This is a genomic window from Methylomonas sp. PHL2-19 (genome assembly GCF_059331595.1).
Map to the genome: position 1 here is coordinate 2,972,296 of NZ_CP196839.1, position 13,902 is coordinate 2,986,197.

General features: G+C 54.1%; 17 protein-coding genes. 13 read left to right on the top strand and 4 right to left on the bottom strand.

Annotation, left to right across the window (positions count from 1 at the left end; translation table 11 throughout):
* Position 1: 1 nt before the first annotated feature.
* Entirely contained in the window at positions 2-1,321 is a 1,320-nt protein-coding gene (locus tag ACR02O_RS13620) for an AMP-binding protein (RefSeq protein WP_494521833.1), read from the bottom strand.
* Positions 1,322-1,498: 177 nt separating this feature from the next.
* Between ACR02O_RS13620 and ACR02O_RS13625 the strand changes: the two genes are divergently transcribed.
* From ACR02O_RS13625 to ACR02O_RS13685, 13 genes are all read left to right on the top strand, one after another.
* Positions 1,499-2,725 carry an NAD(P)/FAD-dependent oxidoreductase gene (locus ACR02O_RS13625; protein WP_494521834.1) on the top strand — a complete coding sequence of 409 codons (1,227 nt, stop codon included), beginning with the start codon at positions 1,499-1,501 and terminating at the stop codon, positions 2,723-2,725.
* 10 nt (positions 2,726-2,735) lie between these two features.
* On the top strand, positions 2,736-3,905 hold the full coding sequence (locus ACR02O_RS13630) for a beta-ketoacyl-[acyl-carrier-protein] synthase family protein (RefSeq protein WP_494521835.1): 1,170 nt from the start codon (positions 2,736-2,738) through the stop codon (positions 3,903-3,905).
* On the top strand, positions 3,877-4,368 hold the full coding sequence (locus tag ACR02O_RS13635; protein WP_494521836.1) for a hotdog family protein: 492 nt from the start codon (positions 3,877-3,879) through the stop codon (positions 4,366-4,368). The genes ACR02O_RS13630 and ACR02O_RS13635 overlap by 29 nt, the downstream gene beginning before the upstream one ends.
* Positions 4,365-5,093, top strand: coding sequence for a 3-oxoacyl-ACP reductase FabG (gene fabG / locus ACR02O_RS13640; protein ID WP_494521837.1), 729 nt, complete (start codon positions 4,365-4,367; stop codon positions 5,091-5,093). Before ACR02O_RS13635 ends, fabG begins: the two co-directional genes overlap by 4 nt.
* Entirely contained in the window at positions 5,087-6,322 is a 1,236-nt protein-coding gene (locus ACR02O_RS13645; RefSeq protein WP_494521838.1) for a beta-ketoacyl-ACP synthase, read from the top strand. Before fabG ends, ACR02O_RS13645 begins: the two co-directional genes overlap by 7 nt.
* Positions 6,323-6,362: 40 nt before the next feature.
* Entirely contained in the window at positions 6,363-7,112 is a 750-nt protein-coding gene (locus ACR02O_RS13650) for a beta-ketoacyl synthase chain length factor (RefSeq protein ID WP_494521839.1), read from the top strand.
* A 173-nt stretch (positions 7,113-7,285) separates the two neighbouring features.
* Positions 7,286-7,534, top strand: coding sequence for an acyl carrier protein (locus ACR02O_RS13655; RefSeq protein WP_494521840.1), 249 nt, complete (start codon positions 7,286-7,288; stop codon positions 7,532-7,534).
* Positions 7,535-7,540: 6 nt separating this feature from the next.
* Entirely contained in the window at positions 7,541-8,188 is a 648-nt protein-coding gene (locus tag ACR02O_RS13660) for a COG4648 family protein (protein ID WP_494521841.1), read from the top strand.
* Positions 8,189-8,190: 2 nt separating this feature from the next.
* Positions 8,191-8,568, top strand: coding sequence for an ApeI family dehydratase (locus tag ACR02O_RS13665; protein ID WP_494521842.1), 378 nt, complete (start codon positions 8,191-8,193; stop codon positions 8,566-8,568).
* Positions 8,552-9,295, top strand: coding sequence for a glycosyltransferase family 2 protein (locus ACR02O_RS13670; RefSeq protein WP_494521843.1), 744 nt, complete (start codon positions 8,552-8,554; stop codon positions 9,293-9,295). Before ACR02O_RS13665 ends, ACR02O_RS13670 begins: the two co-directional genes overlap by 17 nt.
* Positions 9,292-10,269, top strand: coding sequence for a lysophospholipid acyltransferase family protein (locus tag ACR02O_RS13675; protein WP_458137448.1), 978 nt, complete (start codon positions 9,292-9,294; stop codon positions 10,267-10,269). The genes ACR02O_RS13670 and ACR02O_RS13675 overlap by 4 nt, the downstream gene beginning before the upstream one ends.
* A 1-nt stretch (position 10,270) precedes the next feature.
* The gene (locus ACR02O_RS13680) at positions 10,271-10,687 is read left to right on the top strand and encodes an acyl-CoA thioesterase (RefSeq protein ID WP_171695439.1); all 417 of its coding nucleotides are present in this window, start codon (positions 10,271-10,273) and stop codon (positions 10,685-10,687) included.
* A gap of 123 nt (positions 10,688-10,810) precedes the next feature.
* Entirely contained in the window at positions 10,811-11,377 is a 567-nt protein-coding gene (locus ACR02O_RS13685; protein WP_033156267.1) for a hypothetical protein, read from the top strand.
* A 64-nt stretch (positions 11,378-11,441) separates the two neighbouring features.
* On the opposite strand, the gene ACR02O_RS13690 is transcribed toward ACR02O_RS13685, so the two are convergent.
* The 3 genes from ACR02O_RS13690 to ACR02O_RS13700 are packed head-to-tail and all read right to left on the bottom strand — an operon-like array spanning position 11,442 to position 13,795.
* On the bottom strand, positions 11,442-11,819 hold the full coding sequence (locus ACR02O_RS13690; protein WP_033156266.1) for a rhodanese-like domain-containing protein: 378 nt from the start codon (positions 11,817-11,819) through the stop codon (positions 11,442-11,444).
* Between the two features lie 30 nt (positions 11,820-11,849).
* The gene (locus ACR02O_RS13695) at positions 11,850-12,680 is read right to left on the bottom strand and encodes a polysaccharide deacetylase family protein (RefSeq protein ID WP_225893098.1); all 831 of its coding nucleotides are present in this window, start codon (positions 12,678-12,680) and stop codon (positions 11,850-11,852) included.
* Entirely contained in the window at positions 12,677-13,795 is a 1,119-nt protein-coding gene (locus ACR02O_RS13700) for an acyl-CoA dehydrogenase family protein (protein ID WP_319962838.1), read from the bottom strand. Before ACR02O_RS13700 ends, ACR02O_RS13695 begins: the two co-directional genes overlap by 4 nt.
* Positions 13,796-13,902: the final 107 nt, after the last annotated feature.

Genomic DNA, 13,902 nt, shown 5'->3' on the forward strand with positions numbered 1-13,902 from the left:
TCTAACTTAAACTTTCTAACAGATTTTCCAGTTCGGTTTTTGCCAGCTTACCTGTCCCGTTTCTCGGAATCTTAGTAACAAAATGAATTTTTCGCGGCAGAAACACGTCATCCAGATAGGGCTGTAGACCCCGCCGAATGGCGTGGTTGTCTAGCCTGCTGACCACAACAGCCGCCAGTCGCCCATTATCCTGGATGAAACAAACACCGTCGTCTACGCCGTCTATATCCAGCAAGCGACGGTTCAGTTCGGTCAGGGACGCGCGCTTGCCGCCAATTTTCACCATGTCTTGATCCCGGCCCAATACGGTAAAACAGCCGTCGGCTTGGATCTGCACAGTGTCTTGCAAAGGCACTTCGTCTGGCAAATGCCCAGATTGCAGATAGGTTTTTCCACTTTCATCTTGATGCAAGCGGCAACCGTCGTAAGGTCGCCACGGGTTCTCAAGCAAGGTCTCGCGGCTGGCAAACGACAGGGTTTCGGTGCTGCCATAGATTTCGCGCGGGGATTGCCCTAAAATTGCCGCGGTTTCGCCGGCCAGCTTTGCGGATAAGGTGTCGGTAGCGGAAATAATGCAGGCCAGATTGTCCCAGGCGCCGGTGGTTTTAATTAAGGAACGCAAATGGGTGGGCGTTGACGCCAGCACAACAGGCCAAGGCGCGGTGTTAATCGTTTGCCGGATGTCTTCGGCGAAAAACGGTCGGTCGTCGTGCAGCACCAACTGAGAAAACAACGGCCAAAATACCGAGGTTTCCATACCGTACATATGTTGTGGCGGGGTAGTGGAGAGCATCAATAGTTGCTGCTTGGCTAATCCCAGGCTGCTGACCGCCATTTCGGCGGAGGTTTTAAAGGTATGCAGGCTATGCGGACACGGCTTGGGTTTGCCGGTGCTGCCGGAGGTAAAGGCAATCACGGCGGTGCGCTGCCAGTCGAAATCGGGTGGCGATGCTGCGCTTGCAGCGTTTGGCGCGATGACTTGGAACCAATCCAAACCCGTTTGCTGCGGCGCGTGTTCTCTGGCGATATACGCGCCGGGATAATCGCGCAGAATTTCCAGGATAACCGCCATTTGCCCGGCGGGCGGCAACAAGCAAATCTGTCCGCGTACTGCTGCCGCTAACAGGCAGAGGCAAAATAGGTAGCGGTTTTCGCATAAATTAAATTGATAGGGTCGGTCCGGCAATTGCGCGGCTAGGGCCGTCACGTCCGCCCATAAATTGCCGCGGCTTACTACTTGGCCGTTGTGCAGGGCAAACGGCGTTGCGTGGTTAGGATATAGCGGTGTCGATGGAACGGGAGATTTTTGGGTTTCCAGCATTGAATGGGATGTTATTGGGGCAATACCGCCAAGTTAACGCCTATCTTGTTGAGGCTTGTCGTAGATCGTCGTTCTCCTGCTGGAGAAGCATTACACTGATTTAACTTGATGGCATACTCGCTGTTTCTGAATTTTGTATTGGACGTATTTTAACCGGATAAGAGGGTTGGTAAGTAAATGGATGCAGATGTATTGATTATCGGGGCCGGCCCCTCCGGCAGCGTCGCTGCCAAGATGCTGAAACAACTCGGTCACCAGGTGGTGATTCTGGAAAAGGAACAGTTCCCGCGCTTTTCGATTGGCGAAAGCCTGCTGCCGCAATGCATGGCCTTTATGGAAGCCGCTGACATGCTGCCGGCGGTGACGGCGGAAGGCTTCCAATTCAAAAACGGTGCCGCTTTTTCCCGAGCCGGCAAACTGACTGAATTCGATTTTACCCAGAAATTCAGCCCAGGCTGGGGCACCACCTTTCAAGTACCGCGCGCCCATTTCGATAAGGTGTTGGCCGACAGCGCCGAAGCGGCCGGCGTGCCCATTCATTACCAACAAACCATCCTGGCGGCCGATTTTAGTAATCCTGGGCATGCCAGCCTGACCAGCGTGGATGCCAGCGGTGTACACAAGGAATGGCGCGCAAAAATGGTATTGGATGCCAGCGGTTTTGGCAGGGTCTTGCCAAGATTGTTGGATCTGGAAACGCCTTCTTCGTTGTCGCCGCGGCGCGCGCTGTTCACGCATATCGAAGATCGGATTACTGTATCTGATTACGACCGCAATAAAATTCTAATTGCTATTCATCCGGAATTTCATGAAGTCTGGTACTGGCTGATTCCGTTCAGTAACGGCAGAAGCTCGCTGGGTGTCGTGACGCCAGCCGGTTTTCTGGACCAGCGCAGCGGCGAGCCGTTGGACGTGCTGAAAGAAATGGCGATGGAGGAGCCTCGGCTCGCTGAGTTATTGACCAACGCCCGTTTCGATACGCCCGCTAATACCATCGGCGGTTACTCGGCCAACGTCAAGCAACTCTATGGCCAGGGCTTTGCGTTACTCGGCAATGCCGGCGAATTTTTGGATCCGGTGTTTTCATCCGGCGTGACGATTGCGATGAAATCCGCCGCCTTGGCCGTACCCTTGGTTGACCGGCAATTACGCGGTGAGCCGGTAAACTGGTCTGTCGAATACGAACAGGCTTTACGAAAGGGCATTGAGGTATTTCGGGCTTATGTGGAGGCTTGGTACGATGGCCGTTTCCAGCAAATTATTTTCGAAGAAAATCAGTTGGCCAGCGTCAAGGCCATGATTTGTTCCATTCTCGCCGGCTATGCCTGGGATGAGGAAAACCCGATGACGCAGCGCTCCGCCCAAAAAATCGAGGCCATCTTGGCAACGTATCAAACTGCCTGAGCGGTGTCATTTGTATTTACATGACTTAGGCATGGTCTGCGCCTTGGGCAGCAGCAAGGCCGACATTTTAGCCGGGTGGCTTGCCGGTCGTTCAATTCAGCCCGTTCCGCCGGCCTGGCTGGATTCGGCAATTCCCGCATTCGGCGTGCTAACAGAATTACCGCTCATTCCGGCCAAGCTTAAACAATACGATTGCCGAAACAACCGTTTGCTGGTGTCGGCGCTTTGCCAGATCGAGTCCGCTATCAGCACCGCCATAGCGCGTTACGGCGCAGATCGCGTTGGCATAGTGGTAGGCACTAGTACCTCGGGGATTGCCGAGGGTGAAAGTGCGGTGCAAGTGTTGCGGGCAAGCGGGAGCATGCCTGGTCACTATCACTACAAGCAGCAGGAATTGGGTGGCGTAGCGGAGTTTTTGGCGGCGTACCTGGACGTTCGCGGCCCGGCCTTCACCGTCTCCACCACCTGTTCATCCAGTGCCAATGCCTTGGCTTCCGCGCGCCGCCTGCTGCGCTTAGGTGTCTGCGATGCGGTCGTAGTGGGCGGTGCTGATAGTTTATGCCGCACCACGCTGGAAGGCTTTTTTGCATTGGGTGCCCTTAGCAAAACCACTTGCAATCCGTTTAGTAAAAATCGTGATGGTACGACGATAGGCGAAGGCGCAGCTTTATTTCTGATGACGCACGAACCTGGTGACATCGCCTTGCTGGGTGTTGGGGCCAGTGCCGATGCCTATCATATTTCTGCGCCGCGCCCTGACGGTAGCTGCGCGTTACTGGCGATGCAGGCGGCATTGACCGATGCACAGCTGAGGCCCGAGCAAATCGATTACATCAACCTGCACGGCACGGCAACCTGGCAAAACGATGCGATGGAAAATCGGGCGGTTGCGCAATTGTTCGGTAGCGATACAGCATGCAGTTCCAGCAAGCCGTCCACCGGTCATTGTTTAGGCGCGGCCGGTGCGCTGGAGGCGGGTTTATGTTGGTTGCTACTATCTGATTTACATCAAGAAAGGCGTTTACCTATGCATCTGTGGGATGGCGAACCTGACCCGGATATGACTCGGCTAAACTTGGTCGGGCTGGAAAACCAGCAGCCAAAGCCGCTACAATACTGCCTTAGCAACTCTTTTTCATTCGGCGGAAACAATGTGTCCCTGCTCATTGGACATCCCTGACAGTCCAGCGGCTTTTCCCTATGCCATCGAATCCCTAGTACCTCAGTCCGGGCGTATGGTGCTGTTGGACAGGGTCCTGGAAGTAAGTGACAGCCATATCGTGGTCGAATTGCAGGTGCGCGACGACGGCCTGTTTTCGTGTGGCGATCACAGCGTGCCGGCCTGGGTGGGCTTGGAATACATGGCGCAAACTATTGCCGCCTACTCCGGGTATCACCGCAAGTGCCGAGACGAAGCGATTGGTTTGGGGTTTTTATTAGGCACGCGCTACTTCGAATGCTCGGTCGGCAGTTTTCCCTGCGGCGCCAAACTGATCGTCGAGGCGGAAAAAATTATCGAGGCTGCTAACGATATGTCGGTGTTCGACTGCACGATAACCGGGCAAAATATCAAGGCCAGCTCCAAGCTAAATGTGTTGCTGCCACAGGATTCGCAAAAATTTCTCGCCGGAAAAGGAATATGAGCCAACCAACCATCCTGGTCACAGGATCCAGCCGAGGCATCGGCAAAGCCATCGCCCTGCGCCTTGCTCGCGAGGGCTACGATATTGTGCTGCATTGCCGTAGTCGGCTGGATGAAGCCGAGCAAGTCAAACAGCAGATTGTCGAGATGGGCCGCCAAGCCCGCGTGCTGAGCTTTGATTTGGCCGACCGCCATGCGGCCAAAGACAGTTTAGAAAACGATATTCAAAGCCATGGCGCCTACTATGGCGCGGTCTGCAATGCTGGCCTTTCCCGAGACAATGCCTTTCCAGCGCTGAGCGGCGAGGATTGGGATCAAGTATTGCGCAGTAATCTGGATGGTTTTTACAACGTGCTTTATCCGCTGGTGATGCCGATGATACAACGCCGTAAACCGGGACGCATCGTCACGCTGTCTTCCGTGTCCGGTTTAGTTGGTAACCGCGGCCAAGTTAATTACAGCGCGGCCAAAGCCGGCATCATCGGCGCAACGAAAGCGCTGGCGATGGAGTTGGCGAAGCGCAAAATCACCGTCAACTGTGTGGCCCCTGGTTTAATCGAAACCGAGATGCTGGAAGGCTTGCCCCTTGAAGAAGCGCTGGCCGCCGTACCGGCCAAACGCTTGGGTACACCGGAAGAAGTCGCGGCCTTGGTGGCGTTTTTGATGTCCGAAGATGCCGCTTACATTACCCGCCAAGTAATTTCGGTGAATGGAGGTTTGTGTTGACCCGCCGCGTCGTCGTGACCGGCATGGCCGGTTTTTCGCCGATTGGCAACGATTGGCAGGAAATACGCGGCAGCCTTTTAGCCAAGCAATCCGGCATCCGTTACATTCCGGAATGGGAAATTTATAACGGCCTGCTGACCCGTTTAGCGGGGGCAGTGGAAAATTTCACGCTGCCGGGCCATTACACCCGCAAAAACACCCGCAGTATGGGCCGGGTTTCGCTAATGGCGACCCGAGCTACGGAACTGGCCATGCTTGATGCCGGTTTGTTGGGCGATCCGGTAATTAGCGGAGGTCGTACCGGCGTGGCTTACGGCTCGTCAGTCGGATCGACGCCGGCTATCGCCGATTTCGGCAGAATGCTGATTAATCACGACATCGGCAATCTAAATGCCACCACCTATCTAAAAATGATGGGCCACACCACCTGCGCCAACGTGGCCTTGTTTTTTCAAGTGCGCGGCCGAGTAATCCCCTCCGTCAGTGCCTGTACCTCGGGTAGCCAGGGCATAGGTTACGCCTATGAAGCGATCAAATACGGTTTGCAGGACGTAATGCTGGCGGGCGGCGCGGAAGAGCTTTGCCCGACCGAAGCGGCATTATTCGATGCGCTCTACGCCACCAGCACCCGTAACGCTGAACCAAATCTGACGCCGCGGCCTTTCGACCGCGACCGCGACGGCTTGGTAATCGGTGAGGGTGCTTGTACCTTGGTATTGGAAGAACTGGAACGGGCTTTGGCGCGCGGCGCGCGAATTTACGCTGAAATAAGCGGATTTGCGACCAATGCCGACGGCGTACATGCCACGCAACCCAATGCCGACACGATGCAGGTAGTCATGCGTTTGGCCTTACAGGATGCCCAGCTAGAAGCCAATCAAATTGCTTATATCAGCGCACACGGCACCGCCACAGAGCAGGGCGACATTGCCGAAAGCCATGCAACGGCCGCGGTGTTTGGCGGTAATACGCCGATCAGCAGTTTGAAAAGTTTCACCGGCCACACCTTGGGCGCTTGCGGAGCCCTGGAGGCCATGGTGGCAATTCAGATGCAGCGGGAGGGTTGGTTTCATCCCAATTTGAATCTGGATAATCTCGATCCGCGTTGTGCTGAATTGGATTATCTGACCGGCGACGGCCGTCATATCCACGCCGACTACATCGTCAGCAATAATTTTGCGTTTGGCGGTATCAACACATCCTTGGTTTTACAGCGCTGGGATAGCTGAGTTGACCCAGAGCATGGCCGAGTCTGCTAGGGAGAGCCGTTTGGCTTTCACATTAAAACACTGGTGTTTCTGGCAATCGGCCCCGTATCTCCAAACCAAGGCCTGGCCTAACGGTGAAATCTTGCCGCATAACCAAGGTAAGGCCGATGTGGGGTTTTTACCGGCGATGCAAAGGCGCAGATTATCGCCATTAGCCAGAGCCGCCTGTGCTGTGGCTTGGCGCAGTCGCAGTGAAAACGGCGACATGCCCTCGGTATTTTTTTCAAACCATGGCGAAAGTCAGTATTACTTCGAGATGCTTGAAGAGTTGGCAAAGGGCGAGCATGTTTCGCCCAGCCGCTTCAGCCAGTGCGTGCATAATGCCATTGCCGGCTTGTCCAGTTTCCATAGTGCAAGTTATTTACCGTATGTGGCCTTGGCCGGTGGCACGGAAGGGTTGTATGCGGCTTTTCTGGAGGCTGGCGGCATGCTTTTGGATGTGCCTCAGGTTTTGCTTGTCTGCTATGAGCAGCCGTTGCCGGAGGCTTATTTGTCTTATCTGCCCGGCAGTCAAACGACCTGGGCTTTGGCAATGACGCTGGGGCGATCAGCCAGTGCCGGGCCGCAATTGCAGCTGACGCGCGAGCCGGCAAATGGCCCGGCAATGCCGGAAAAGGGCTTGCCCAATTTCGTGCAAGCAGTCCTGTCCGGCCGGCAAAGCGGATATTGTCGGCAGGACAGGGCGATCTGGCATTGGCGTTTGGACGAGTTTCATAACTCGATTACCAGCGGCCTGAGCGATCTGCCGTAACCCAGGGTATAATCCACGCTTGGCGTAGTAATTTATCGCGCGGTTGGCACAGATACTTTGGCGCTTGGAGTGGTGCCAGAGGACTATACAATAGCAAACCGATACTCGCTAAATCGAGGCTTTAGAGCGATTGTCAGGCCGAATCGAGTATCGCAACAGGAAATAACACCCGTATGAAGACCCAAGAAGACGTATTCGCCACCTTAAGAGAGTTGATGTCGGAAATGTTCGAGTTAACGCCCGAGGAGATCACCTTGGAGGCTAACTTGCGGCAGGATTTGGACATAGACAGCATCGATGCGGTGGATTTGATGGTCAGGCTACGCGAGATTACGGGCAAACGCATCAATCCCGAGGATTTCAAAAATGCCCGCACCATCCAGGACGTGGTGGATACTGTTTACCGGATCAGTGCTGAATAAGCCTGGATGTTTAAAGATTTTTTCACCAATCGGGTCCCGACCAAGATCCAAGCAAACTCAAACACCAGTATTTGTCCAAAACCCAAAGCAGAGCCTCGGCAAATCATCCTGAATGTGATTATCGGGGCCGTGACGGTCAGCTATCCCTTTCTGATTTGGTTTTCCGCCGATTACTTTCAACCCCGTTCCATGGCTTTAGGGCTAGCAGGCTTGTTCTTGCTGCGTTACTGGCTGCAAAAGCAGCGCAAATCGGCGGGCTTAGCCGAATCTAGGTTGATATTGGCGTGCGCGCTATTTCTGTTGCTGGGCGCACTGGTCAACGATGCCGGCTGGCTACTGGCTTATCCGGTGTTCGTCAGCCTGCTGTTTTTTGCGGTATTTGCCTTCAGTTTGATCCATCCGCCGACGGTAGTGGAAAGGCTGGCCAGGCTGGAATTTCCGGATCTGCCCGCCCATGGCGTGCTGTATACCCGCAGAGTCACCCTGGTTTGGAGCTGTTTTTTTCTCGGCAACGCAGCAATTTCCTTGCTGACGATTTGCTATGGCGACCGCTGGCTGTGGAGTCTTTACAACGGTTGCATCTCTTATGTGCTGATGGGTTTGTTGATGGCAGCAGAAATGGCGGTACGCCGCAAAGTGAAGGCCAGCTTTTGAGTATGGAAAATCAGCGAAGCGAAGCAGGCGTTTTGTTTCCGGAAACGCTAACCAAACAAATTCAGGCCGACGGCGTGGTGCTGGTGTTACGCATTCCCAAAGATCTGACTTATTTCAGCGGTCATTTCGACGAAATTGCGGTGGTACCCGGCGTCGTGCAAATTCAATGGGCGGTGCATTATGCCCGGCAATACCTGGGTTTAAGCCGCGACTTCAGTCATATGGAATCGGTAAAATTCAAAGAACTATTGTTACCTGGACAAGAGCTGGAACTGGCATTGCACTACCTGCAACAAGCCGGCAAACTCACTTTTTGTTACCGTTCGGCAGCCTGCGAATACAGCTCGGGTAGAATTTACTTTCATGACCACGACGTTTAAGCCCTGTATCCTGATTCCGGTTTATAACCACGAAAAGCCGCTCCCCGGCATTATCGAGCGCTTGGCTGCGCATCAACTGCCTTGCCTATTGGTGGATGACGGTAGCGATGCGTCTTGCGCCGAGGTGATTCGTGGCTTAGCCGAGCAATATGCCTGGGTGCAAAGTATCAGGCTGGAGAATAACCAAGGGAAGGGCGCGGCGGTCAAAGCCGGCATTCTGGCCGCTCAAACCCAAGGGTATTCGCACGGGCTGCAAATCGATGCCGACGGCCAGCACGATTTAAACGATGTGAATAAATTTCTAAACGCCGCCAAACAAGCGCCGGAAGCGGCAGTTATCGGTAGAGCGCTATTTGACGCATCGATTCCTAAACTGCGCTACTACGCCCGCTACCTGACCCATATTTGGGTACATATCAACACACTGTCTTTCGCCATCCCCGACTCGATGTGCGGCTACCGGGTTTACCCGCTTGAGTCTTGTGCAAAGTTGATTCAAAGCCAAGCCATGGAAAATCGCATGGGTTTTGATACGGAGATTTTGGTGCGGCTTTATTGGCAAGGCGTGACAGTCATCTCCATTCCCACTCAGGTGCGCTACCCGCTGGACGGCTTATCGCATTTCCGGGCTTTGGAGGACAATCTGCTGCTCAGTCAGACTCATGCCCGTTTATTTTTCGGTATGTTGTTACGCTGGCCCAAACTGCTACTGAGGCATTTTCAATGAAGCCCGAGAACACCGCCGCCCGGCATTGGGCAGCCGTGGAGGAAAACAGCCTGCTTTGGGGTATACAGGCTTTGGTATGGGTGTATCGGCAATTCGGACGCTGGGTGTTTCGGCTATTTTTGCGGCCGGTGGTGAGTTACTACTTTCTGGCCGGGCGTCTTGCCCGCGAGTCTTCCCGAGAATATTTGCGCCACTTGGCCGATTTTTACCCGGCGTTGGGTTTGGGCAGCGGACTCTGGCAAAGTTACCTGCATTTTTTGAGCTTTGGCGAAACCTTGCTGGATAAAATCGTGGTGTGGACCGGTAACATCACGCCTGAGCAAGTAGACTTTCCCAATCGTCAGCTCCTGTTGGATTTGATCGAACAAAAGCGCGGAGCCATGCTGCTGTCCGGACACATCGGTAACCTGGAAATTTGCCAGGCCATCGCCACGATGCGCGGCCACATCCATCTCAACATCTTGGTGCATACCAAACATGCTGAGAAATTCAACCGCCTGCTCGGCAGCCGCGGCAGCGCCACCATCCAACTAATTCAAGTGACGGAGTTAAGTCCCGCCATCGCGATTACCTTGCAGGAAAAGATCGAGCGCGGCGAATTTCTGGTGATGGTTGGCGACCGGATTCCGGTGCAAGGCGGCCGTACGGTGTCGGCCGGCTTTCTGGGTGAGGACGCCGAATTTCCGCAAGGCCCGTATCTGCTGGCTTCGCTGTTGCGTTGCCCGGTCTATACCTTGTTTTGCTTTCCGGTGAACGGTCGATTCAAGATCCATCTGGAACACTTCGCGGAATCTATTCGCATCCCGCGCGGTGAACCCAAAAGGCATGACATGCTGAAAAATCTGGCGCGACAATATGCCGAACGACTGGAAGCCTATTGCCGAATAGCGCCGCTACAATGGTTTAATTTTTACCCGTATTGGAGCAAGACAACTGCGGGCGATACCAGTCAGATAGCCGTCGAGGACAACTAATATGTTGCGCGCCGAAGTGGAATTAACTGTGCCGTTTCACGACATTGATTTACTTAACATTGCCTGGCACGGCCATTATTGCAAATACATCGAGATTGCCCGTTGCGCGATGCTGGATAAAATCGGCTACGGTTATATGGCGATGAAGGAAACCGGTTACGTCTGGCCGATTGTGGATTTGCAATTACGTTATGTGCGTCCGGCACAGTTCGAACAGCGGATCAAGGTATCAGCGGAGTTGGTGGAATGGGAATACCGGATGAAGATTAAATACCGGGTCGCCGACGCCGAAACCGGCGAAGTGTTGGCCAAGGGCCATACCATCCAGGCCGCTGTGGACGCGGACAGCCGCGAAATGTGTTTCGCTTCGCCGGCGGTGTTTTTGGAAAAGCTCGGGATTAAATCTGATTCGCCCTAGCTAGGTGCTTACTGTAGCGTTTGTGTTTTGGGCTGTTCCGGTTTGTCGTCTTTGTTGTACTGTCGCGTCGCCTGTTGCCTAGCGTCAGCCTGTTCTTAACCTTTTGCTCGAGGGATTTTGATTATGTTCAGAAAAAACTACATTGTGATGTTGCTCTGCTTGGCTGTGTTGGCGGTGGGCTGCAAGAAGGAGCTTAAGCCAGGTGAAGGTGCGGCAGCGGCTGTCCAGCCCGCGCAGGTTTACTATACGCAGTTCAGCCTGTTCCAAGAGCAGAACCGGTTCCGCACCACCAATTACCGTAAAGGCCAGTTGATTCCAATCAATACACCAGTAGCGCTGCTGAAACTGACCTCCGACGAGGCGGTGCTTAGAGTGGAATCCAGCGGCCAACTGATTACCATCGAAAACGTGCAAAAATTTACCAAAGACGATATGCCGATTGCTTTCAGTAAAATTGCCGGCACCAGTAAGGTAGACCTCAATCAATATACTCCCACCGAGCGCGAAAGTATTTTGGCAGGGCAGGTGAAGACAGGCATGAGCAAAAAAGCCGTGCTGGCCGCCATCGGCTACCCGCCGCAGCATGTCACGCCTTCGCTCGATAGCGACGACTGGACTTACTGGTCCAATCTATTCAACCGCTTTTTGGTGAAATTTAAAAACGGCAAAGTCGATAGCATTGTCGAATAAGCCCGGGGCTTTTGATGTACTGGAGCCGGCAGTTGCAGTTCCGGTTCCAGTAGCGATCATTGGACTATTCAAACCCAAATCCGGCTTTAGCCCAGGCTTTGGTTCCCCCTTCCAAATTGCGCAAATGCTCGTAACCTAGTTCGTGTAGCGTTCTAGCTGCGGCATTGCCCATCGGCCCACCTTCGCAATACAGATAAATCGGAGTGGTTTTATCTTGCGGCAGTTTATCCAGGTATTTCTCGACATTGTTGTAAGGAATAAACACATCGGTGCCTTTGATATGCCGCTGCTCCGGGGTATGCACGTCCACCAGAAAAATATCCTGCTGTTGCATCAGCTGATTTAGTTCCGGCGCGGTGACCATTTGTAAATAATCGGGTGCTTGAAACGCGCAGCCGCTCAAGAACAGGCTTAAAGCTGCACTGGCATAGGTTTTTTTCATGGCTTAATTCTCCGAAATCAGACAAATGCGTTAGGGATTTTGGCAACGATCCAAGCTTTCACTCAGCGTGACCGGTTGCAAATTCGCGACAGCAATGGCCTCCAGCAAGGGAGGAAGCACTTCTAGAATTACCGGCTGATTGTTGCTTGTGCGGGCAACATTACTGTCATGCAACAACAGAATGTCGCCAGCTTTCAGGTCTTTCAACAATTTCGCCAAGACGACTTGCGGATTGCCTTCAATCGTGTCAAAGCCGCGCTTGGTCCAACTAGCCAATTGCAAACCCAGGCGGCTGAGCACCGGATCAAGCAAAGGATTGCGCAAACCGACCGGCGGCCGAAAAAACCGGGGCCGAATGCCGGTCACCTCAGTCAGAGTATCCTGGGCCGCGTTTAGTTCGGCCATCCAGCCATTTAGCAGCAGAAACGGCAAATGATATTGGTGATGCATGCTGTGATTTTCGACCGCGTGGCCGCGTTTGACGATGTCCCGACACAAATCCGGGTAGCGTTGGGCTTTATCGGCGATGCAGAAAAACGTGGCTTTGGCGCCGAAGCGATCCAGCAGGTCCAGCACGGCGGGGGTGATTTCAGGATCGGGGCCATCGTCTATGGTAATGGCAATGTCGCCCCGCGCGGCGGCGGCAGGCGGCAGCGAGGTCCAGTTCGAGCCTACCCAAGAGCAACGCGGCCAAAGCCCGGCAAAGGTTAAAACCAACTGATCGGCAATAAAAGTCATCAAGGCCCAAGGCCAAATGCTTGGTTGAATAACTATCGCCAGCGGAGCGGCTATTGTTATTGCCAATGAAACCTTCATTAGCGGCGTAGGCTGCCAGTTGCGGTAAGCGGAAAAATTCATCATGAATGGGGGTGCGTGTTTAACCGGTAAGCGTCGCCGGTACCGAGCAGGGCGGCGATCAGATTTTTCTGCACTTCCGAGCTGCCAGAAAAAAGCCGCCCGGCTAGCGCATCCTGGACCAATTCAGCCATCGCGCCCCCCGATTCCAAGCCGGCCGCGCCCATGATCTGCACCGCATCCAGGCTGGATTGCAAGAAAGCCTCGGCCGCATACAACTTGGTTTGCGCCGACGCCATCGTCAGGCGTTGGCCGGCGTCGCACAATCGCGCGCATTCCCCCAGCCATAAATTGACGGTGTCCAGCCGTAACTTCATCTCGGCGATGCGATGGCTGACGGCCTGATGCTTACCCAAATGCACGCCGCCGGAGCGCCGCTCCCGGCTATAACGAACCACTTCCGCCAATTGCCAATCCATGAGCCCGGCGATGCCGGCGAACACGAAGGCCCGTTCGTACTCCAAAGCCTTTTGGATCATCTGGGTGCCGGCGCCGATTTTTCCGAGCAGGCGATCGGCATCGATTCGACAATCTTGCAAACTCACGCTGCCGGTGGCGCTGCCCCTGCAGCCATCCAATGCACTTTCATTGCTGAAATGGCAGCCGTCATCTTCACGGGACACCAGGAAAGCGGAAATCTTGCCGTCCAATTTGGCGTAAATCACCAACCAGTCGGCCATTGGCACGTTAGTGATATAACGCTTTTCGCCGTTTAGTAGATAACCGTCGCCCGCTTGTTTGGCATGAGTAGTCATCGCTTGCACGTCGGAGCCGCAAGACGGCTCGGTGATGGCATGCCCGCCCAGCCAGTCTCCGCTCAACAAAGCCGGCAGAAATTTTTCTTTCTGCGCCTCGCAGCCGTACAACAAGATAGGGTATACAGAACCCCACAGATGGGCGTTGATCGCCAGCATCAGACCGGGATCGCGACAAGTTTCGCCAAGGCGGCGATGGGTTTCGACTAACGAGGCAAAGTTATCGCCAAAACCGCCGACGGCAGAGGGCAGGGCATGTCGAAATACACCAAGTTCAGCGACGGCACGCAAACGGACTTTGATTTGGGTTTCATTCGGTCGGCCTGCGTAAGCAAGGATCTCGGAAAAATCAGTGGCTATAGTCATGGTTTAGGATTTGAGCAAACGCAATGAATTTGCATTCTATTGTATCGTTCCCAAGCTCCGGCGTGGGAACGAAGGCATACAGCGTCGAGGCAAGCTTGCAAAGACAA

Bases quoted from the DNA above. Each gene is read 5' to 3' on its own strand.
- ACR02O_RS13635 (WP_494521836.1), top strand. From the start codon at position 3,877: ATGTGTCCCTGCTCATTGGACATCCCTGACAGTCCAGCGGCTTTTCCC.
- ACR02O_RS13670 (WP_494521843.1), top strand. From the start codon at position 8,552: ATGACCACGACGTTTAAGCCCTGTATCCTGATTCCGGTTTATAACCAC.
- fabG (WP_494521837.1), top strand. From the start codon at position 4,365: ATGAGCCAACCAACCATCCTGGTCACAGGATCCAGCCGAGGCATCGGC.
- ACR02O_RS13700 (WP_319962838.1), bottom strand. From the start codon at position 13,795: ATGACTATAGCCACTGATTTTTCCGAGATCCTTGCTTACGCAGGCCGA.
- ACR02O_RS13690 (WP_033156266.1), bottom strand. From the start codon at position 11,819: ATGAAAAAAACCTATGCCAGTGCAGCTTTAAGCCTGTTCTTGAGCGGC.
- ACR02O_RS13660 (WP_494521841.1), top strand. From the start codon at position 7,541: ATGTTTAAAGATTTTTTCACCAATCGGGTCCCGACCAAGATCCAAGCA.
- ACR02O_RS13680 (WP_171695439.1), top strand. From the start codon at position 10,271: ATGTTGCGCGCCGAAGTGGAATTAACTGTGCCGTTTCACGACATTGAT.
- ACR02O_RS13695 (WP_225893098.1), bottom strand. From the start codon at position 12,680: ATGATGAATTTTTCCGCTTACCGCAACTGGCAGCCTACGCCGCTAATG.
- ACR02O_RS13685 (WP_033156267.1), top strand. From the start codon at position 10,811: ATGTTCAGAAAAAACTACATTGTGATGTTGCTCTGCTTGGCTGTGTTG.
- ACR02O_RS13675 (WP_458137448.1), top strand. From the start codon at position 9,292: ATGAAGCCCGAGAACACCGCCGCCCGGCATTGGGCAGCCGTGGAGGAA.
- ACR02O_RS13655 (WP_494521840.1), top strand. From the start codon at position 7,286: ATGAAGACCCAAGAAGACGTATTCGCCACCTTAAGAGAGTTGATGTCG.
- ACR02O_RS13625 (WP_494521834.1), top strand. From the start codon at position 1,499: ATGGATGCAGATGTATTGATTATCGGGGCCGGCCCCTCCGGCAGCGTC.
- ACR02O_RS13620 (WP_494521833.1), bottom strand. From the start codon at position 1,321: ATGCTGGAAACCCAAAAATCTCCCGTTCCATCGACACCGCTATATCCT.
- ACR02O_RS13665 (WP_494521842.1), top strand. From the start codon at position 8,191: ATGGAAAATCAGCGAAGCGAAGCAGGCGTTTTGTTTCCGGAAACGCTA.